Origin of the sequence: Reinekea sp., from assembly GCF_046710285.1 — a bacterium.
GTDB lineage: Bacteria > Pseudomonadota > Gammaproteobacteria > Pseudomonadales > Natronospirillaceae > Reinekea.
In genome coordinates this window covers 119,411-138,611 of the sequence record NZ_JBKEGY010000002.1, presented here as the reverse complement: position 1 = coordinate 138,611, position 19,201 = coordinate 119,411, and the positions used below count along the sequence as shown (strand labels likewise).

General features: G+C 44.3%; 20 protein-coding genes. 5 read left to right on the top strand and 15 right to left on the bottom strand.

Annotated elements, in window-relative coordinates:
* Window positions 1-61: 61 nt before the first annotated feature.
* Complete coding sequence (locus ACI882_RS02205; protein WP_411743209.1) at window positions 62-1,822, bottom strand: aldehyde dehydrogenase family protein; 1,761 nt, start codon at window positions 1,820-1,822, stop codon at window positions 62-64.
* Window positions 1,823-2,133: 311 nt separating this feature from the next.
* On the opposite strand from ACI882_RS02205, the gene ACI882_RS02200 reads away from it, so the two are divergent.
* Both ACI882_RS02200 and ACI882_RS02195 read left to right on the top strand, forming a co-directional pair.
* Window positions 2,134-3,342, top strand: coding sequence for a hypothetical protein (locus ACI882_RS02200; protein WP_411743208.1), 1,209 nt, complete (start codon window positions 2,134-2,136; stop codon window positions 3,340-3,342).
* Window positions 3,343-3,362: 20 nt separating this feature from the next.
* A complete protein-coding gene (locus ACI882_RS02195) occupies window positions 3,363-4,382 on the top strand; it encodes a DUF6976 family protein (protein ID WP_411743207.1) in 1,020 nt (339 codons plus the stop codon).
* Window positions 4,383-4,592: 210 nt separating this feature from the next.
* On the opposite strand, the gene ACI882_RS02190 is transcribed toward ACI882_RS02195, so the two are convergent.
* The gene (locus ACI882_RS02190) at window positions 4,593-5,465 is read right to left on the bottom strand and encodes a LysR substrate-binding domain-containing protein (RefSeq protein WP_411743206.1); all 873 of its coding nucleotides are present in this window, start codon (window positions 5,463-5,465) and stop codon (window positions 4,593-4,595) included.
* 105 nt (window positions 5,466-5,570) lie between these two features.
* Here ACI882_RS02190 and ACI882_RS02185 point away from each other — a divergent pair, with 105 nt between their 5' ends.
* Window positions 5,571-6,701, top strand: a complete 1,131-nt coding sequence (locus ACI882_RS02185) for an S-(hydroxymethyl)glutathione dehydrogenase/class III alcohol dehydrogenase (protein WP_411743205.1) — start codon at window positions 5,571-5,573, stop codon at window positions 6,699-6,701.
* Window positions 6,702-6,780: 79 nt separating this feature from the next.
* Window positions 6,781-7,626: an S-formylglutathione hydrolase gene (gene fghA / locus ACI882_RS02180; RefSeq protein ID WP_411743204.1), complete on the top strand. Its 846-nt coding sequence runs from the start codon at window positions 6,781-6,783 to the stop codon at window positions 7,624-7,626.
* Between the two features lie 50 nt (window positions 7,627-7,676).
* Here fghA and ACI882_RS02175 read toward each other — a convergent pair whose 3' ends face one another.
* The 13 genes from ACI882_RS02175 to ubiE all read right to left on the bottom strand — a co-directional run bounded on the left by ACI882_RS02175 (window position 7,677) and on the right by ubiE (window position 17,907).
* Window positions 7,677-8,021 (bottom strand): HopJ type III effector protein, encoded by a 345-nt coding sequence (locus ACI882_RS02175; protein WP_411743203.1) that lies wholly within the window; start codon window positions 8,019-8,021, stop codon window positions 7,677-7,679.
* Between the two features lie 49 nt (window positions 8,022-8,070).
* Window positions 8,071-8,952, bottom strand: coding sequence for a c-type cytochrome (locus ACI882_RS02170; RefSeq protein WP_411743202.1), 882 nt, complete (start codon window positions 8,950-8,952; stop codon window positions 8,071-8,073).
* A 32-nt stretch (window positions 8,953-8,984) separates the two neighbouring features.
* Entirely contained in the window at window positions 8,985-9,932 is a 948-nt protein-coding gene (locus ACI882_RS02165) for an SPOR domain-containing protein (RefSeq protein WP_411743201.1), read from the bottom strand.
* A gap of 67 nt (window positions 9,933-9,999) precedes the next feature.
* On the bottom strand, window positions 10,000-10,818 hold the full coding sequence (aroE, locus tag ACI882_RS02160) for a shikimate dehydrogenase (RefSeq protein WP_411743200.1): 819 nt from the start codon (window positions 10,816-10,818) through the stop codon (window positions 10,000-10,002).
* Between the two features lie 72 nt (window positions 10,819-10,890).
* Window positions 10,891-12,549 carry a putative bifunctional diguanylate cyclase/phosphodiesterase gene (locus ACI882_RS02155; RefSeq protein WP_411743199.1) on the bottom strand — a complete coding sequence of 553 codons (1,659 nt, stop codon included), beginning with the start codon at window positions 12,547-12,549 and terminating at the stop codon, window positions 10,891-10,893.
* 232 nt (window positions 12,550-12,781) lie between these two features.
* Window positions 12,782-13,540 (bottom strand): twin-arginine translocase subunit TatC, encoded by a 759-nt coding sequence (tatC, locus tag ACI882_RS02150; RefSeq protein ID WP_411743198.1) that lies wholly within the window; start codon window positions 13,538-13,540, stop codon window positions 12,782-12,784.
* Window positions 13,521-13,865, bottom strand: coding sequence for a Sec-independent protein translocase protein TatB (gene tatB / locus ACI882_RS02145; RefSeq protein WP_411743197.1), 345 nt, complete (start codon window positions 13,863-13,865; stop codon window positions 13,521-13,523). The genes tatC and tatB overlap by 20 nt, the downstream gene beginning before the upstream one ends.
* Window positions 13,866-13,889: 24 nt before the next feature.
* The gene (tatA, locus tag ACI882_RS02140; protein ID WP_411743196.1) at window positions 13,890-14,126 is read right to left on the bottom strand and encodes a Sec-independent protein translocase subunit TatA; all 237 of its coding nucleotides are present in this window, start codon (window positions 14,124-14,126) and stop codon (window positions 13,890-13,892) included.
* A gap of 14 nt (window positions 14,127-14,140) precedes the next feature.
* Window positions 14,141-14,500: a histidine triad nucleotide-binding protein gene (locus ACI882_RS02135; RefSeq protein ID WP_411743195.1), complete on the bottom strand. Its 360-nt coding sequence runs from the start codon at window positions 14,498-14,500 to the stop codon at window positions 14,141-14,143.
* A gap of 22 nt (window positions 14,501-14,522) precedes the next feature.
* Window positions 14,523-14,855: a phosphoribosyl-ATP diphosphatase gene (locus ACI882_RS02130; protein ID WP_411743194.1), complete on the bottom strand. Its 333-nt coding sequence runs from the start codon at window positions 14,853-14,855 to the stop codon at window positions 14,523-14,525.
* Between the two features lie 30 nt (window positions 14,856-14,885).
* Window positions 14,886-16,511: a ubiquinone biosynthesis regulatory protein kinase UbiB gene (gene ubiB, locus ACI882_RS02125; RefSeq protein WP_411743193.1), complete on the bottom strand. Its 1,626-nt coding sequence runs from the start codon at window positions 16,509-16,511 to the stop codon at window positions 14,886-14,888.
* On the bottom strand, window positions 16,508-17,140 hold the full coding sequence (locus ACI882_RS02120) for an SCP2 domain-containing protein (protein WP_411743192.1): 633 nt from the start codon (window positions 17,138-17,140) through the stop codon (window positions 16,508-16,510). The genes ubiB and ACI882_RS02120 overlap by 4 nt, the downstream gene beginning before the upstream one ends.
* Complete coding sequence (gene ubiE / locus ACI882_RS02115) at window positions 17,137-17,907, bottom strand: bifunctional demethylmenaquinone methyltransferase/2-methoxy-6-polyprenyl-1,4-benzoquinol methylase UbiE (protein ID WP_411743191.1); 771 nt, start codon at window positions 17,905-17,907, stop codon at window positions 17,137-17,139. Before ubiE ends, ACI882_RS02120 begins: the two co-directional genes overlap by 4 nt.
* Window positions 17,908-18,064: 157 nt before the next feature.
* Between ubiE and hemB the strand changes: the two genes are divergently transcribed.
* A complete protein-coding gene (hemB, locus tag ACI882_RS02110; protein ID WP_411743190.1) occupies window positions 18,065-19,057 on the top strand; it encodes a porphobilinogen synthase in 993 nt (330 codons plus the stop codon).
* Window positions 19,058-19,201 lie beyond the last annotated feature (144 nt).

Genomic DNA, 19,201 nt, shown 5'->3' with positions numbered 1-19,201 from the left:
CCGTTTTACTGGCTTTCGTATTATTTTCTGAATGCCCTGCTGGGCGCGAGCTTAAATAAACTCAATGGCTAAAGGCGAGCCTTTTTTTATTCATTAGGTGCTCATAACCGACATTATCACTGGTAGAACCACCGCCGCCTGTACCACAGCCTAACGTCCAAGATAACTGAAGCCCGTTGCATGCACCGATGCAACCTTGTGTTCCGGGCGAATTAACTAGCACTCGGCTTACATCTACAGCGAGTGTAAAGGTCTCTATCGCCTGCCGATCGTTGGAGTGGATAATGGCGGTATGTCCACGGCCTTCATTTTCTAGTATTTTTTGTGCCAGAGCTAGGGCTTCCTCGTCATTAACAACTTCTATGAGAGAGACTGTTGGCGCAAGTTTTTCGCACAACAATAGGTTTGAATAATCGTCTTTGGCAACAGGGCAGACTAATAGTTCTATTGGGTAGGTACGGCAAATACCAGCGTGCTCGGCAATCGCTGCTGCACTTTTGCCTAACCATATTCGTTGTATGCCTTTGGTATCAAAACAGTGCGCAATGAGTAGGTGCTCTTCTTCAGGTGTTAGAACAGCAGCATTGTATTTAACCATATTCTCTGTAAATAACTTAGAAACAGCACGGCTTACTATAATATTATTCTCTGACCCACACACCACACCATTATCAAAAGCCTTACTATTGACGATCATATTCGCGGCTGTTTCTAAATTCGCGTCTTCGCGCACCCATACCGGTGCATTGCCTTTGCCCACGCCAATACTCGGTGTGCCTGAGCGATATGATTCTTGCACAACGCTTTCGCCACCCGTTGCCAAAATAAAGCTCATATCTTTGTGACGCATCAATAGCTGAGTCACCTTCCGACCAATTGGCACATCGGGTAACTGAACAATGTCTTCCTCAACGTTATGCTCTCTTAACACTCTGCGTATGATGGTAACTGTCGTCCGGCTTACTTTTTTTGCATCTCGATGGCAACTTAATACAATGGCATTACGTGACTTTAAAGCAATGAGAACTTTAAATACCAATGTTTCTACTGGATTGGTGATTGGAATTAAACCCAGAATAACGCCCATCGGCATTAACATTTTTTCGACACCGTCGGCTTCAATGCTGAGTGATCCAACACCGGGCTTCCCTTTTAACGAGGCCGCCACCTCTAAAGTGCCAAGCATGATTTTTTGGATTCTATGCTCCAGCCTACCCATGCCCGTCTCTAGAATGGCTTGTTGCGCAAGCGACCAAGCTTCACGGTTTACACGATCAGCGATTTCGACAATGACTTCATCGAGTGACGTTTCGGTGATGTTTTTTAGAGACGCTTGAGCGTTCTTAGAACGCTGTAATATTTTGTCGATAACAGGGCTATGTATGTCTCGAATTTCACCTGCTGCCGTATTTGTCTGTGCGGTGAGTGTTTCACGCATTAACTGAAAAAAGTACTTTGATTGAGGCAGTGAGCCATCCATTAGAGCGTGTGTAGTGTCTCTATCTAAAACACACAAGGCTGTACTTTGGAGGGCGCGAGCATTGACATGATGATGGTGACCTTGATCTGAAGGGTTAGCAAGCAGTTGTCCTATTCCAAATTTTCTATGATTGGTTTCCATTTCGAGTATTTCATCAAACTCGAATGTTTCTACCTCACCCTCGACAATCAAAATTGTCGCGTTCGCTACTTGACCTTGCTTAAAGATTAAGTCCCAACTGCAAACTGTCATTCGCCTACCAAGTTCCAAGATATGGTTAATCGCACCCTGTCTTGAATTAAGCGCCACTGTGTCTTGTTGAGAGTAAATTGAGTTCATCATACAGCCATCCAACCTGAGAATTCATAAAGGCACCGAATTTAACTAAAACATCTAAATGACCAAAGATTATGTTAATTGCGTCTAAGAATTGACGAATGGGTAGGCAAAGAAGGCATAAATTATCAATTTACTCTAATAGTTGTGACGCACGTCTATAAATTTGTGGTCTTAATTTGACGGTTGAGCAGATACAACAATACTCAATACACATTCAAATTTTTATATTAACCAAAATAGATTTTTTTGATCGATAACTTTAAGAAAAAAACGAGCAATGCTCTTAAACTATTGTTTTAGAAATTGGGAAAAAAATGGAAAGTTTAAAAAATGACGACTTTGCGAAGCTACTCGGGATATACCTCCCTTGGGTGATCAAATCGCTTGAAATATCCGCCGATTCCGAGACTTTAACGATCATTGTCGAGAAACAATCTGACAAAGGCCGGTTTTCTTTTTTGGCTGCCAGCAAAAAGGGGCAACAGGTCACACGGCGTTGGCAGCACGTTCGCTTAGGGCACTATGCGACTTATATTCAAGCATCAATGTCTTTAGATGAGTTAGCCGAGTTATCTGAAACACATTGCCCCGCCTTTTTAGGGTTAGAAGGTAAAAAAATAACACGCGAACTAGACGAGTCGATTCGCATAGCCTATTCACGCAGTTCTATCCCTGACATTATTAGTGGTCTATTGGGCATCAAGTCTGAACTAATAGAATCAAAAATACGAGAAATTGAAACTGAAGAGTCACAGCTTAAAACTTTGCCAACACTGCCACTTGAATCTGAAGCAATTTGGCGAGAAATATTATTGGATAAAGTTAAGCTATCTACTCGCCTGTTACCTTTAAAGCTACTGCTATCGCGGTTAAAGCTTGATATCAATAGGAACCCTGACGACAAAGCTATGTTGCAACGTGCATCTGCTGAATTGCGAAACTTTTTTAATCGTCACGCACTGCAGTTAAAAAGCGAGTATGAGCAGGTCGGCGCAACAAACAATAGAACCAATCAAGCCAGCTCAAGTGGCAAGTTAAAACTAGTTCTCCCTAGTACTCAAAATAAAATATGGCATGAACTACTAACCAATAGTTTAGAGCTAGAAACCAACAGTATGCCAATGAAATTGAATTTGGCCAATAAGCGGCAAAGTTATACCGCGGCAAAATCCGATGTTGATCGGCTCGAAGTTGTTCGCTCACTGCAAATTTTCTTTAAAAATAATGCCCGTACGCATATTCATGAACTTAGATTCTTGACTGAGTTACTTGAAAAACAAAAGAGTAACCTTGATGAGCTACCAGATGAGAACCATGAAATTTGGAAACAGCTGCTTGCAGATGACCAGTTGCTAAATAGCGAAAAAATAAACTATCGCCTCTTCCTCTCCCGAGTAAAACTTGACTACTCGCGCGACCATGATGGCAATAGCGCCAAAAAATTACATGATTTTTTTAGTCAAAATTCAAAATACATGACTGAAGAAATTGGAAAAATAAATTCACTAGCCAAAGCCCTTTAACTTATATCCAGGATAACACAATGTCTAATAAACAATCAGTTCGAATTGAAAGTAAAATGCTAGACTTGGATACGGTTAAAGCTAAGATCCAGGCGGGTGAGTTTTTGTCTATAGCTGCTGATGAATCTATTCTTTCACAGTTGCCTTCTGGTAACTGGATTGGCGGCACTATCCCCTACTTTATGGATGAATCAGGGGGTGTTATTAGCAAAGAAAAAATATTTGTTAACTCCATCGAGGGTATACAAAGCAATAACCCGCCACGCATAACTATTTACGATAATAGCTCTATCAACCGCATTGCAAAAGACGCACCTAGTCATGGCTTTACGTTGTTAATATTACCCGCGTCTTCGGATGTACATCTAAATTATTCTCAGAACGCGCCTGATTTTCCGAATATGTTTTTTACACCTATTGTTGGCTGGATATCAGGTTTCCACCTAGAAGAAAATGGCGCTAGTGCAAAGGTAGGTTTTGGTCCTGGTGGTAATATGCTCTTAGATCAACAAGCCGTTGCCATGCATATACCTCTGCCTGAACATCAAATGGCCAATGTGAGTATTATTAATTTATTTGAAGAAGGCGAGGGTGCTGCTATCGAGTTCCCAACAACCGGGTTCTCCGCGGGCACTTGCACCATTGATGGTAAGGCGAGTAATTTTGCGCAATACATTCAAGAGCAACAAATTGATACTCGCTTGCCGTTAGTTGCTGATTATTCGGGCATTAAAGTTAACGTCAGTGTAAAAGCCTTAGATGCAGAAGCAGGTCGTGTTGATTTATATGCACCCGTATTCGAAGGTATTCGATACCACTTTGCTAAACCCATTGGCAATTATGTCTCTGAATTTGAAACCGAGTTAAAGAAAAATGATGCAAGCGATATTGCATTTTCATGTAACTGCATTTTGAATTTTTTATATTCAGAATTAGAAGGCAAGAAAACGGGCAGCATGACAGGCCCTATCACCTTTGGTGAAATTGCCTACCAGCTCGTTAACCAAACGATGGTTTTTATGACGCTATCTGAAAGTTAAGACAATGATCACTGTTTGCAATAAATATCTCACAAATTAGGTAGGGTTCAGCAGCCCATTACTTGAAATTTCGGTCGCGATAAACCCATCCATGGGGGCTTGATTGAAACATCCATGTTTCAAACACCCGAATTCCAAGCAATGGGCCGCTTCTAAACTATGGGACATCTGAGTAGCATCAGAAAGTAGGGTTAAGGGGTTAAGAAAAGCTCAAGCCCCTAACTCAAGCTTGAAAAAATCGACCAGTTGTCTAATTTTCGCCGATAAATGACGGTTATTGGGGTAAACGGCCCATATTGTTTCTGCGGCACTGGCATACTGTGCCATTACTTCAACTAAGTGGCCTTGTTCTATATAAGCATCGACATAGTAGTTAGGCAATTGCACTATTCCAATACCCTTAAGGGCGGCATCGACCAGACTGTAACCACTGTTACAACTTAAGTTAGCGGTTACTTTTACTGAGTGTTCTTTACCTGCGTTTTCAAATTTCCAATATCCGTGCTGTCCGACCAAGCAATTATGTTTCGACAATTCAGTAAAGGCATGCGGGGTGCCATAACGTTTCAAGTACGCCGGTGATGCACAGACGCGATAGCTGCGCTGACTAATCGGCGCAGCCATTAACGTGGAGTCTTTTAGCTTTCCTAGGCGTATTGCTAGGTCGTATCCGCCTTCGATTAAGTCTAACGATTGATTCGTTAAGTCTGATACCACCTCAATCGCAGGGTGTTGTCCCATGAAATCATGAACCAATGGCATGATGAAAGTTTCACCATACATAACCGGTGCTGTTAGCTTAATAGTACCTTGCGGTGTATTTTTTAGATTTCCTAAAGCTCTTTCTGCCTCTAAAAGGTCGGCCAATACGCGTCTACATCGCTGATAATAGGCCTCACCTTCTGCACTTAAAGATACTTTTCGGGTCGTTCTATAGAGCAACTGTGTGCTTAGCCGCTTTTCTAGCTTGGATACTTGGCGGCTGACTTGTGCTACTGATACACCTAGCTTATTCCCTGCAGCAGTGAAGCTACCGAGCTCAGCAACGGCTACAAACTCAGACACACCTTCCCAAACATCCATCTATTATTACCTATATGTAAAAGTATTTTGTAGTTTAGCTAGATTATATTTGCAATGGAATTAATTATAGTCACTGCACGTAACTAGACAAAAAAGGAACACACCATGACCGATAAATTTATTAAATCAAAAGCAGCCATTGCTTGGGGTCCTAAGCAACCACTTAGCATCGAAGAAGTCGATGTCATGATGCCACGTAAAGGCGAAGTCTTAGTTAAGATCATTGCAACAGGCGTGTGTCACACTGATGCATTTACCTTATCGGGAGAGGACCCAGAAGGTGTATTCCCTGCCATTCTAGGTCATGAGGGTGGCGGTATTGTTGAAGCGCTCGGCGAAGGAGTAACCAGTGTCGCCATTGGTGATCACGTTATTCCGTTGTACACGCCGGAATGTGGTGAATGTAAGTTCTGTAAGTCAGGTAAGACTAACTTATGCCAACAAATACGTGAAACTCAAGGCAAAGGTTTAATGCCCGATGGTACAACGCGCTTTTACAAGGATGGTCAGCCAATTTATCACTATATGGGTACTTCTACTTTTTCTGAATACACAGTATTACCGGAAATTTCTTTAGCCAAAGTCAATAAAGAAGCACCGCTAGAAGAAGTTTGCTTACTCGGCTGTGGCGTAACCACCGGCATGGGCGCGGTCATGAATACAGCAAAAGTTCAAAAGGGAGATACAGTTGCAATTTTTGGCTTGGGCGGTATCGGTTTATCTGCTGTGATAGGTGCGGCAATGGTCGGCGCTTCTCGCATTATTGCGATTGACATTAACGAAAGTAAATTTGAACTAGCGAAACAGTTAGGCGCGACTGAATGCATAAATCCAAAAAACTTTGATAAACCCATTCAAGAAGTGATTGTTGAATTAACGGATGGTGGAGTAGATTTTTCTTTTGAGTGCATTGGTAATGTCGATGTGATGCGATCAGCACTTGAGTGCTGCCACAAGGGTTGGGGCGAATCTGTCATTATTGGTGTTGCTGGCGCAGGCCAAGAAATTTCTACTCGGCCGTTTCAATTAGTGACTGGGCGAGTTTGGCGCGGTAGTGCTTTCGGTGGCGTTAAAGGTCGTAGTGAATTACCTGGCATTGTTGAAAAGTATATGGCGGGTGAATTCAAACTCAACGATTTCATTACCCACACAATGGCGTTAGAAAATATTAACGATGCCTTTGATTTAATGCACGAAGGTAAGAGTATTCGCACCGTCATTCATTACAACAAATAGTTTATGCCCAAAGCCTAACGTTCGTTTAGTTTAAATAACTCGTTAGGCCCATTCTTCATTTTTGAAAGTGAGGTTCATTATGAGCTTAGAAAGTTTGAGTAGTTCAAAGAGTTTTGATGGTTGGCACAAACAGTACAGCCACCAATCAACGAGTACAAATTGTACTATGCGTTTTGCAATATTTTTACCGCCTCAAACAGCCACAGGGCAAAAAGTGCCGGTTTTGTATTGGTTGTCGGGGTTAACTTGCACCGATGAGAACTTTATGCAAAAAGCCGGTGCGTTTGAAGAAGCGGCAAAACTAGGCATTGCGATTGTTGCACCCGACACCAGCCCTCGCGGCGAAGGTGTTGCAGATGATGCAGAAGGCAGCTACGACTTTGGTTTAGGTGCAGGGTTTTACGTTAACGCAACTCAAGCGCCATTTAATCAGCATTATCAGATGTACAATTACGTGGTTAATGAGCTACCCAAACTCATTGAAGCTAACTTCCCAGTGACATCGCAGCGGGCAATCAGTGGGCATTCAATGGGCGGGCACGGTGCTTTAGTTATCGCATTGAGAAACTCTGAGCGCTATTCATCTGTCTCGGCGTTTAGCCCTATAACCAACCCGGTGAATTGCCCTTGGGGACAAAAAGCATTTTCTGGTTTCTTAGGAGATGATAAGCAAAGCTGGTTGGAATATGACAGCAGTGAGTTGATGAAAGCAAGTAAAGGTAACAAGCTAGTACCTGCGCTGGTTGATCAAGGTGATGCGGACAACTTCTTAGCAGAACAGCTAAAGCCTGAAGCGTTAGAGGCTGCGGCGAAGCAAAGTGGCTATCCGTTAACCTTACGCATGCAAGCTGGATATGATCATAGCTATTACTTTATTAGTAGTTTTATTGCTGAACACTTAAAGTTTCATCACGAACACTTTTAAGCGTTTAATGTAGATTAAAAGGCCAATTTTAGAATTGGCTTTTTTTTCAGCTATTTTTTATTCAATACATTCTTGTTTTCAAAACTAACACCCTTCCAACCTGACTTCATAAAGGCACGAATATTTTGATGGCTTGTGCCATTCACATTCGCTAAAACTTCAGCATAATGCTCGGCAAATAATTTTAATGTATGCGATTCTGACAAGCCCGCTTGATGTGAGAAAGCAAATATTTTGCAGGATCCTTGGTTTTCACTCGCTTGGCTATGCGTTTTACCATTGGTAAACGCACTCGGTGTAAATTCAAACTCAGATTCAATTGCAGCAATTACCTCAGCAAAAACTAGAGCTTTGGGATCGGTATGCAGTGTGGCAAGCAATTCTTTAAGTGTCATCGGTTGGGTTATCTCACATTAAGTGTGTTTAAGTTAGGTCGCTAGTGTATTACCGTTTCACTAACGAAAACAAATATTTAGCAATGGCGGTGCGATCTTCAACCGACATCGCAGAGGTACCGTGATCAATAACTTCCACCATTGAGCCTCCCACATAATCACCATCGGGTAACATGCCATCGTCTAAGAAATAAATCAGGTCATCTTCTGTCCAATCCATTTGCAACAACGCATCACCAACGATTGCGGGGACCCAGCCGCCATTGAGATCGGCACCGCCTAAATAAGGAGGAATCGGTGCACCTATGCTATTTCTAGGTGTATGGCATTCACCGCAATGCGCAACGGCATCTACTAAGTAGCGGCCACGCCCTTCTGCTGTAGATTGGTCGATGTTAATAGGTCGTACGGTAGAGAACATCCAACGCCAAGGCTTGAGCCCTAAACGGATATTAAAAGGAAAGCCAACATCGTGGGCTCGATAAGTCAGCTCGACAGGCTCTATGGCTTTGAGTGCTACAAATAAATCAGCTACGTCTTGATCAGTTAGGCTTCGATAGCTCATATATGGAAATGCTGGATAATAAGACTTGTTATGCGGGCTCACACCTTGGCGCACTGCACGCTCAAAAGTCACTATATCCCAACTTCCAATGCCATGAACGCTGCTAGAGGTTATATTCGGTGCGTAGAATGTACCAAATGGGGATTCAAGCGGCGGGCCACCTGCAAAAGCATCGCCTCCTTCTTCGACATTAGTATGGCAGGCAAAACAACCCGCGGTCTGCAGTAAATGAGCACCGTTAGAGGCATCACCTTGAATCAAAATGGCATCGCGCTCTTCAACATTTAGATCAATAATCAACACCGCTATTAGCGTAACCAAGGCAAAACTGACAAGCCCGATTAGCCATTTATATTTTAAACTCATCACAGCTCCTTAGGTTTTTGGTGGCGCAAATATTAGGGCTTTTGAAACAGCAAACTATCTAACTTTAATCGTTTCATTTCCGCGAGCATAACCTGAGCTTGGGGTTTTTCATAGGGTCCAAGCAATAGCCGATAATGCAATCGTGAAGGATCATACCAAGCCGTAAGTTGTTGTTCATATTTGGCTAGCCTTACGTCTTCTTCTAGCTCTACCATGGACTTTCGCTGGCTAAACAACCCTAGTTGCACATACCAAGGCTCTTCTATGGCCTCTTTCTGGGGTGTCTCTTTTGTTGCCGTCACTTGAATGGTTGGTTCACTGGTCGACGGTTTGGCTGTTGACAGCGGATGAGGGTTATCTGATAGCTCTGGGATAGCTTTTATCGCTGGCGGTGCGGATGGCTCCGACTGCGGTATATTTTGTTCTTGTACTATGCTTGTTTGCTCTGATTCAAGCTCAATGGTATTGGTACTCGTAACCGGCTTACCTGCACGATAAATGGCACCCATTGGCTGAGAACTTCTCACTCTTGTATCTAAAGAAGAAAAACGATCCAGCCAGATCCGTATTCCGGCTTTGAAACGAAAGCGGTCACTTTGTGTGCGCCAATTTGCTTCAAGGAAATACCCTGCTTCAGGTATGGCTTCCTTTTGAAAACCGATACCTAACCAAGGATCTAGCTGATTTAAATCTGACTGCCAGGAAACACTGGCCTGTGGATACCATTGGCTGGTCAAACCAGCTGAATACAGTAAACGCCCATTGAGAGCGACTAAAACAGCACGCTGGTTATCGCCATTAGGGTCGGTAATACCAATATCACTGCCGATAACTGTCCGTACGCCAAAGGTATTGGCATATTCTAAAGAAACGCCAGGGTTTAAAGCTCGCCCGGGCGTTGCATTTGCAAAAATAGAAAGGTGGGGGTCGTAGGCATAAGCCGCGGACACCAACCCGCATAAAATTAACCAATAACGCACGATAGAGCGCCCAACTTAGAAGCTTCCCGTTAAGCATAGCAGGGAAATTTAAGCTTCGTTTACTGATTTAAGTCGCGATCGTTAACCGTTGGCGTAGCTCATCTATAACTGGCTGAACCTCTGGCGATACACCACGCCAATAGTTAAAGCTTTCTGCCGCTTGTCCGACCAACATTCCTAAGCCATCGGATAAGTCTACGGCACCTAAACTTGTTGCCCACTTTAAAAATGCAGTGGGTTCGGCGCTGTACATCATGTCATAGCACTTTACGCCAGGGTTAATTAGGCTTTCAGGAATGGGAGGTAGCATGCCTGATAGGCTAGCTGAGGTCCCATTAATGATTAAGTCGAATCGGCCACTGAGTTCAGCAAAGGAGCAAGGTGTTATTTCAGGAAAATCATCCGCCAGCTCCTCAGCCTTTTCAAGAGTTCGATTTGCGAGTGTTAACGAAGCGGGGTTTGCCTCTATAAGAGGCTCCAAGACCCCTCTTACTGCACCACCAGCGCCTAGCATAAGAATATGGGTATCTTCTAGGGTCCACTTTAAGTGCTGCTGTAAATCATTGAGCAAACCAACGCCATCGGTGGTATCACCAATGGTTCGGCCATCGGCCAAAATTTTGATGGTATTAACTGCCCGAGCCCGCTTAGCGCGCTCGGTTAACTCATCGACAAAATCGAACGCATCACCTTTAAAGGGCATCGTAACGTTAAAGCCAAGATAGCCCTCTTTAATGAGCTGCCATAACCGCGTTTCAAAGCTAGTTAAGGGCAGTTCAATACCTTCATAGGTTAATGATTGCGTAGTTTGTGCGGCAAATAGCGTATGTATTTGCGGTGACAAACTGTGTGTAATGGGATGGCCAATAACAGCGTAACGATCCATGCAGTACCTTGTTTCAAGTATTTGAAAATGAAGATAAATGCCTTAGCAGCAAAAGTCCAATACCTAACGCGACTAAGTTTTTAAACCCTGCTTTGTATCTACCCTGTTAAATTCACGAACGAAGTCTATAAACTGATCGAGTGGCAATGCTTTTGCAAAATAGTAACCCTGCCCTTGTTCACAGCCCATTGATTTTAGGGCATCAAGTTGTTCGATCGTTTCTATACCCTCGCCCACCACTTCCAAATTAAGCCGATGAGCAAAACTGATGATCGATTCAACAATGTCATGGGTTGAGCGATCTATCTCCATTCGTTGTACAAAACTTTTGTCAATTTTCACCACCGATATTGGGAACTCTTTAACATGCACTAACGCTGAATAACCAGTACCGAAGTCATCTAAGGATATTTTTATGCCCATGTCGTGTATCGCCGTTAAGGTGGCTTTCACGAGTTCAGGGTTGCTGAGCACCGCGGTCTCGGTAAGCTCGAACTCCAACTGAGATTGGCTATACTGCCAATGTTTAATACGGGCCGGCAGCGTTTCGCAAAATGCCAAATCTTGCAGTTGTTTAAAGCTGAGGTTTACCGCTATATTCAGACCAATAACGCCTTGAGATTCTAGTGTTTTAATGTCCTTTTCAGCTTGACTGAGCACCCAATTACCAAGAGGAAGTATCATGCCACTGCTTTCCGCTACATAAATAAACTCGGTCGGCGGAATATTGCCATGCTTGGTGTGCGGCCAGCGCAGTAACGCCTCCATGCCAAGGACCTTGCCTGATTTAAGGTCAATGCGTGGCTGATAGTGCAGTTGAAATTCATCCTCACGAAGTGCTCGACGAATTTCCGCCGCCATATCCATTGTAAACCAAGGTGAGGAATCTCGGTCGTACAGGTAAATATTTTTATTGTGTCGCTTGCCCGTCACCATGGCCTCATGCGCTTGCGCAATTAGCTCTTCAGAATTACCAAACGTTTCAGGGTATAACAGTGCGCCGATATAGGCTTCTACCTGAAGTCGCTTACCGTAAAGTTCAAAATGGTGGCTAAATGCACCCCGTACAATATCAAGCACCTCACCGAGCTCGCGTTTATCGGCAAGTTCTTCAATCAGCAATAAAAATTCATTGCCTCCGAGACGGCCAACACTAAACCGCCCACCGAGTATTAAGGCCAAGCGTTGAGCAACTAGACATAGCAGCTGATTCGCAAAAGCGTAGCCGTGTGCTTCATTAATTTTTTGAAACTTTGATATATCGACAGAGATAACACCAAATGGCTTGCCACTTTTGGAAACGGCTTCAGCGGCTCTATCTAGATGTGCAACGAAGCCTTCCGCATTAAGGCTGCCCGTGAGTGAGTCGTGCAGAATCGTACTTGATACTATTTCTCGACGATGAAGCGCGCGCAGTAACGACTGGCTGAGGCTTTTTCGGGTGAGTTCATCTAACGTGAGTACATCGTGTACGCCTAGCTCTAGCAAGGCACTGAATCGAGGCTCAATAAACTCGGATTCAACTGCGAGCCACACGCCGTTTTCTCGATGCATTTTAAAAAATTCTAGCGCTTTTTCGCCAGGCGTAAACAGGATGAGGTCGATATCCATATTTGAGAAGATCGACTCTACTTCGCTGATAATGTGACCGGATTCGGCCAGCATTGGAGATAAAACGTCTTTAACTTTATCTTCTAAGCAAAATAACGCTATTCGTAAGGTTTCCTGCATAGCAGTGAGAACGCTTTCAAGACTATTTACAAGGTATAGCTGCTAAATGCCATTGCTGCGCATTCCGCACGCACTATATGTGAACTGATTGGCAAAAAAAGAGGAATTAACTCACGTTTTGCTCGGGAATATGCAATTTCGGGGCAGGTTTAATGTGCCCAAGCGCTATGATAGTAACGTGGGCACTCAAAATATTATCAATATGGCTATCTTCAACAATAGCACAGTTGATTTACTGAGGGTCTTCTTCTCTAACTGCTTTCGGTAAGAACCGGCTCATTAATAGGCCTAGTTCAAATAACGCGTACATTGGAACCGCTAAGATACTTTGAGATATAACATCAGGCGGGGTTAGTAACATGCCTATGACAAAGCAGCCGACGAAAATGTACGGTCGTTTTTCACCTAATGCTTTAACAGAAACAAAACCGCCCCTAACCATTAAAAAGGTCGCTATCGGAATTTCAAAGGCAATCCCAAACGAAAAGAACATTTTCAAACAGAAATCAAGAACGTTAGATATATCTGGCATGATGTTGATACCTTCTGGGCCAGATCCAGTAAAGAATCCAAACACCAATGGCAAAACAACAAAATAAACGAAGGCAACACCGCTATAAAATAAAATAACACTGGTGATAAACAAGGGTACCGCAAGCGAACGCTCATGCTTATAAAGTGCCGGTGCAATAAAACCCCAAACCTGGTGCAATATATAAGGCATGGCCAGTAACGCAGCCATAACGAATGCTAGCTTCAGAGGCACTAAAAAGGGTGAGGCAACGCCCGTAGCGATTAAGGATGCATTTTCTTTATTGGCGATAAGCGCATTGAGTGGCTCAACCAATATCAAATACATTTCACCAGAAAAGAAATACAAACCAACAAAAAGAACTAAAATGGCTAAAACTGATCTTAGCAACCGATCACGCAGTTCTTTTAAGTGCTCAACCAAGGGCATAGCGTTTTCATTAGGATTTTGAGACGTCATCTTGTTCTGTTTTTTCCGCTAAGGTTGGAGAATCTTCCTGAACAATAGGCTGTTCGGGTGCGCTTGCTGGAATCTCTGCATCTTCAGTTTCATGAGGCGACAGTATTTTATTTTCAAGTTCTTTTTCTTGCGCCATGATTTTTTTATTCAATTCATCGAGTTTAACTTCTTGCTCAATCTGATTTTGAATGCCGGTAAGAAAGCGACGAGCTTGGCCCGTCGCTTTGCCAACAGTTCGCATAACGGTCGGCAGCTTTTCTGGCCCAATAACGACCATACCAATAACTGCCAACACTAGAAGTTCAGTGAATCCGATATCAAACATGATTATCTACTTCCGCTTAAAAGCTTACTTTTTTTCTTCAACTTTTTCTTCAGATTTCACTTCACTGAAGTTCGCATCTGTTTTGTCTTTGCCTTCAAGAGACTCAGGCTTTTTCTCATCTTCGTTCATCGCCGTTTTAAAACTCTTGATTGCGCCACCCATATCGCCACCAATGTTCTTCAAACGCTTAGTTCCGAAAATTAGAATCACGATTGCCAATACAATTAATAACTGCCAAATAGAAATACCACCAAAACCCATTTTAAGATCCTCTTTTAATTATCTTGTAGCGGAAAACCACTCCAGGTTGCCTTACGGACATCGCCTAGAATGTGAAAATGTATGTGCCCTACTTCTTGACCACCCCCATCACCGGTATTCACAACCGCTCTAAAGCCGTCGTTTAACTCCATAAGCTTGGCAATTTCTGGCGCTTTACTCATCATGCCCTGAACCACACTCACATTACTATCATCCAAATGGTATAGACTGGTGACATGTTTTTTGGGTATGAGCAAAATATGAACAGGTGCTTTTGGGGCTATATCCCAAAAGGCTAAATATTCATCGTCTTCATAAACCTTTTTCGATGGAATATCTCCAGCGATGATCTTACAAAACAAACAATCTGACATAATTAAGCCTCGATTGAACTCTTTATTTTTGCCGACTGGCTTTTTCTTCGAGCCCAGATAAGCCTTCACGTCGGGCAAGCTCGGCTAATATTTCATCTGGATGAATATTTAACCGCGATAACATGACTAACGTATGAAACCACAGGTCGGCGGTTTCATAAACTACCTTTTCTCTTTGCTGGCTATCATTTTCAGCATTTTTCGCCGCTAAAACCGTTTCGAAAGCCTCTTCGCCCACTTTTTCAAGTATTTTGTCGAGCCCTTTAGCATGTAGAGAAGCGACATAAGAAGAGTCAGGGGTCGCTTTTTTACGCGCTTCGAGCGTTTCGGCCAATTGGGAGAGTATCTCGCTCATTTAATTTCCTTTCACTGATTTCTATCTATGTTATGGCCACAAAAACAACAATACGCCGATTACCACAGCAAGCCACTGACTATTGTTAAGGCTTGGCATCCAATTCTCAGCATTGGGAACGACAATAGCGATACCGACCACCACAACCGCCAACCACCGGCGACGCTGCTTTTTGCGTTGAACCTGGGCCTGTTTTTCCATTTGCGCTAGGTGATCGGCGATATTCTGCTCCGATCTAGACCCTAATTGAACCTGAGTTAAGGCGGTATGGATTAAGTCTGGCATTTCAGGGGCTTTGGCTATCCAGCTAGGCGCGTGCTGTTTAATAGTCTCGAAGAAGCGTTTTGGCCCTACTTGGTCTTTCACCCATTGTTCTAAAAAAGGCTTAGCGGTTTTCCAAAGGTCGAGTTGTGGGTACAGCTGACGACCTAAACCCTCAATATTCAACAGTGTTTTTTGCAGTAAAACGAGTTGAGGCTGCACAGTCATATCGTAACGTCTTGCCGTTTGAAATAAACGTATCAACAACAAACCGAAAGATATCTCGCCCAGCGGCTTTTCAAAAATAGGTTCACAAACACTGCGAATGGCGGCTTCAAACTCATTGACGCGAGTAGTAGAAGGTACCCAGCCTGACTCAACATGCAACTGCGCCACGCGATAATAATCTCGGTTAAAAAAGGCCAACAGGTTCTGCGCTAAATAAGCTTGATCTTCGCGCGAAAGCGAACCCACAATACCGCAATCAATACCAATGTATTTTGGTTGCGCAGGATCTGATATATCGACAAAAATATTGCCAGGATGCATATCGGCATGGAAGAACGAGTCTTTAAATACCTGCGAGAAGAAGATTTCTACGCCGCGTTCAGCCAAGACTGACATATCAGTACCTTTGGCTTTTAGCGCATCGATGTCTGCTATCGGAACACCGTAAATGCGCTCCATAACCAGCACAGAACGCTTAGTTAGCTCGAAATCAACCCATGGTACATACAACTTGCCTTCTTCTAAGCTGTTACGGCGCAGCATGGAGGCATTGGCTGCTTCTCGTAGTAAATCGAACTCATCTAAGATGGTGCGTTTAAAGTCTTCAACCACTTCGACTGGGCGTAAGCGACGGCCATCGGTACTGAGCTCTAGCAAGCGCGCCAACAAATGCATTAACCGCACGTCTTTACGAATGGTCGGCTCTATATTAGGTCGAATCACCTTCACAACCACTTCCGCACCATTGTGCAGGGCCGCTGTGTGTACTTGAGCGATAGATGCCGAAGCCAGAGGTTCATTGTCAAAGCGCGCAAAGGTTTCAGTCACGCGCCGGCCATGTGCCTTTTCAATGGTCTTTATGGCTAAGTCGCTAGAAAAGGGCGCAACGCGATCTTGTAAAAAAGCCAACTCGGTGGCCATATCTTCCGGTAACAGGTCACGACGAGTAGAAAGTATTTGGCCAAACTTCACGAACACCGGACCAAGATGCTCTAATGCTAAGCGTAAACGCCGACCGTTACTGCCCGTTGCGCGAAAAAACCAACGCAAAGGGAAGCACGCAATCGCAATGCGGACATACCAAGGGAGTGAAGAGATATCGAGCAAGGTGTCTAAGCGGTAACGGCCAAACACCCAGATAATTTTTAATAATCGCAGTGAACTCACTGGGGCTTTCCTTCGTTTGACTTCTCAGGCAGCGTTGCGGCTAGCTTTCGGATTCTTGCCGCAACACGGTCTGCATCCATTCTTAATGTTTGTATGGCATCTTTGTGGGGTTGCCATAAATTGCTAGGCACAAGCAATTGGCTTTCTTCACGGAAAAAGTTGCGAGACGTCCGCTCAAAAGAAGTCAGTTGGTTCTTTAAAATAGACCCGAAAAGCTTGATCCCATCGGCAACAACATGGGCTGCTGTATCACCAATTTTATCGCCAATGGCCATTTCCCAATCGATATCGAGATGCGACATAATTTCTTGAATGGTAAAAAAGGTGCGCGTATCACCTTCGATGGTAATTTGATGCGCCATCATAGCAGCAGTGCGGTCTTCTGCTTTCATCACTGCAAATAAGTCACTGGCTTTACCAGCAACTAGGGCGTCGAAGGGCTCTATTTTCCCCGACTCCAAAAATACGAAACCATCTGACTCTATCGTAACGCTTATAGCCAAGTTTGGTTCACTGGTTTCTAAAACCAAGGTCTTTCCCGCTAATCGAGCAACCTTATCTTTAGAAGCGAGATCGTATTCTAGGCCATCATTAATTAATTTCTGCAATGGCCATAACCATTCACTCATGCTTTCACGCCTCGATGCATTGCCACAATGCCACCGGTTAAGTTATGGAAACTCACCCGAGCAAAGCCGGCATCGAGCATCATTTGCTTTAAGGTTTCTTGATCAGGGTGCTTACGAATAGATTCCGCCAAGTACTGATAGCTATCAGCATCTTGTGTTACTAACTTGCCCATAAGCGGCAACGCCTTAAACGAATACAAGTCATAGGCTTTGCTGAGCAGTTCACTCTTAGGTTTAGAGAACTCCAATACTAGTAAACGACCGCCTGGCTTCAACACCCGAAGCATTTCAGCAATAGCTTTATCTTTATCGGTGACGTTACGTAAACCAAAAGCAATGGTGACAACATCGAAGTAATCTGTCGGGAACGGCAGCACTTCGGCATTAGCCTGTACCACCTCTAAATTACCGGCAACGCCTTTATCGGCCAGCTTATCGCGACCTACTTTTAGCATTGATTCGTTAATATCGGCTAAGATAACCTGGCCTTGCGGCCCAACACGCTTTGAAAAGGCGCGCGTTAAATCACCCGTACCACCGGCTATATCTAAAACACGGTTGCCGACTCGCACACCCGACATTTCAATGGTGTATTTTTTCCAAACACGATGAACACCGAACGACATTAAGTCATTCATGATGTCGTATTTAGCCGCAACCGAATGGAAAACATCAGCCACCATGGCCTGTTTTTCTTCTGATTTAACGGTTTTATAGCCAAAATGGGTGGTGTCTTGATCGGGCTTAGGGTTTTGTTGGTCGGTCATGGTCGGCTCAAATTGGAGAAACTGGCGACATTGTAACGGTTTCCTAGGCGTGGGGCGACTGTCATATATCATGTAAAAAATAGAACAGGGCTTTGCCCTTTGCAGCGCCGCTCGCTACCCTATGTGAAAATTAGCTGATTTTACTAAGGTAGACCTGATGCGAGCATTTCCAAACACCCGTTTGCGCCGATTACGCGCACAAGATTTTTCACGTCGCCTAGTTAGGGAAAACAAACTCAGTGTCGATGACCTGATCTACCCAGTCTTCGTATTAGAAGGTACAAACCAACGTGAAGCCGTGCCCTCAATGCCGGGCGTAGAGCGTTTATCCATTGATTTACTGGTAGAATCGGCCAAAACTTGGGCCGACTTAGGCATTCCTATGCTAGCCATATTCCCAGTTACACCCATCGAAGCAAAATCTGAAATGGCCGAAGAAGCCTACAACCCAGATGGTTTAGCCCAACGAGCCGTACGCGCGTTAAAAACAGCACTGCCCGAGTTAGGCATCATGACTGACGTCGCCCTTGACCCGTTCACCACCCACGGCCAAGACGGCATCATCGACGACAACGGCTATGTGTTAAACGACATCACCAAAGATATACTAGTTAAACAAGCCCTATCACACGCCCAAGCCGGTGCCGATGTCATCGCCCCAAGCGACATGATGGACGGCCGCATCGGCGCAATACGCCAAAAGCTCGAAGCAGAAGGCTTCATCAACACCCTAATCATGGCCTACGCCGCCAAATACGCCTCAAGCTTCTACGGCCCCTTCCGTGACGCCGTTGGTTCAGCCGGCAACCTAGGCAAAAGCAGCAAAGAAACCTACCAAATGGACCCCGCCAACAGCGACGAAGCCATTCACGAAGTACGCCTAGACCTAGAAGAAGGCGCCGACATGGTCATGGTTAAACCAGGTATGCCCTACCTAGACGTCGTACATCGCGTAAAAACCGAACTATCAGCCCCAACCTTCGCCTACCAAGTCAGCGGCGAATACGCCATGATCCAAGCCGCCGCCCAAAATGGCTGGCTAGACCACGACAAAGTGATGATGGAAAGTTTGTTAGCGTTCAAACGCGCCGGCGCGGATGGGATTTTGACTTATTTTGCCGTCGCCGCGGCGGAGCTTTTACGAGGTTAGAAGCTGCAAGTTTTGAGCTGCAAGCTGCAAGTAAAAGATTAAATACGGTTTTGGGCTGTGGGCTGTGGGCTGTGGGCTGTGGGTAATATCGGAACACCACGGACAGAGCAACGAAAGCTCAGCAGCGTGATTGTATCATTTGAA

Bases quoted from the DNA above. Each gene is read 5' to 3' on its own strand.
- ACI882_RS02205 (WP_411743209.1), bottom strand. From the start codon at position 1,822: ATGATGAACTCAATTTACTCTCAACAAGACACAGTGGCGCTTAATTCA.
- ACI882_RS02200 (WP_411743208.1), top strand. From the start codon at position 2,134: ATGGAAAGTTTAAAAAATGACGACTTTGCGAAGCTACTCGGGATATAC.
- ACI882_RS02195 (WP_411743207.1), top strand. From the start codon at position 3,363: ATGTCTAATAAACAATCAGTTCGAATTGAAAGTAAAATGCTAGACTTG.
- ACI882_RS02190 (WP_411743206.1), bottom strand. From the start codon at position 5,465: ATGGATGTTTGGGAAGGTGTGTCTGAGTTTGTAGCCGTTGCTGAGCTC.
- ACI882_RS02185 (WP_411743205.1), top strand. From the start codon at position 5,571: ATGACCGATAAATTTATTAAATCAAAAGCAGCCATTGCTTGGGGTCCT.
- fghA (WP_411743204.1), top strand. From the start codon at position 6,781: ATGAGCTTAGAAAGTTTGAGTAGTTCAAAGAGTTTTGATGGTTGGCAC.
- ACI882_RS02175 (WP_411743203.1), bottom strand. From the start codon at position 8,021: ATGACACTTAAAGAATTGCTTGCCACACTGCATACCGATCCCAAAGCT.
- ACI882_RS02170 (WP_411743202.1), bottom strand. From the start codon at position 8,952: ATGAGTTTAAAATATAAATGGCTAATCGGGCTTGTCAGTTTTGCCTTG.
- aroE (WP_411743200.1), bottom strand. From the start codon at position 10,818: ATGGATCGTTACGCTGTTATTGGCCATCCCATTACACACAGTTTGTCA.
- ACI882_RS02155 (WP_411743199.1), bottom strand. From the start codon at position 12,549: ATGCAGGAAACCTTACGAATAGCGTTATTTTGCTTAGAAGATAAAGTT.
- tatC (WP_411743198.1), bottom strand. From the start codon at position 13,540: ATGACGTCTCAAAATCCTAATGAAAACGCTATGCCCTTGGTTGAGCAC.
- tatB (WP_411743197.1), bottom strand. From the start codon at position 13,865: ATGTTTGATATCGGATTCACTGAACTTCTAGTGTTGGCAGTTATTGGT.
- tatA (WP_411743196.1), bottom strand. From the start codon at position 14,126: ATGGGTTTTGGTGGTATTTCTATTTGGCAGTTATTAATTGTATTGGCA.
- ACI882_RS02135 (WP_411743195.1), bottom strand. From the start codon at position 14,500: ATGTCAGATTGTTTGTTTTGTAAGATCATCGCTGGAGATATTCCATCG.
- ACI882_RS02130 (WP_411743194.1), bottom strand. From the start codon at position 14,855: ATGAGCGAGATACTCTCCCAATTGGCCGAAACGCTCGAAGCGCGTAAA.
- ACI882_RS02120 (WP_411743192.1), bottom strand. From the start codon at position 17,140: ATGAGTGAATGGTTATGGCCATTGCAGAAATTAATTAATGATGGCCTA.
- ubiE (WP_411743191.1), bottom strand. From the start codon at position 17,907: ATGACCGACCAACAAAACCCTAAGCCCGATCAAGACACCACCCATTTT.
- hemB (WP_411743190.1), top strand. From the start codon at position 18,065: ATGCGAGCATTTCCAAACACCCGTTTGCGCCGATTACGCGCACAAGAT.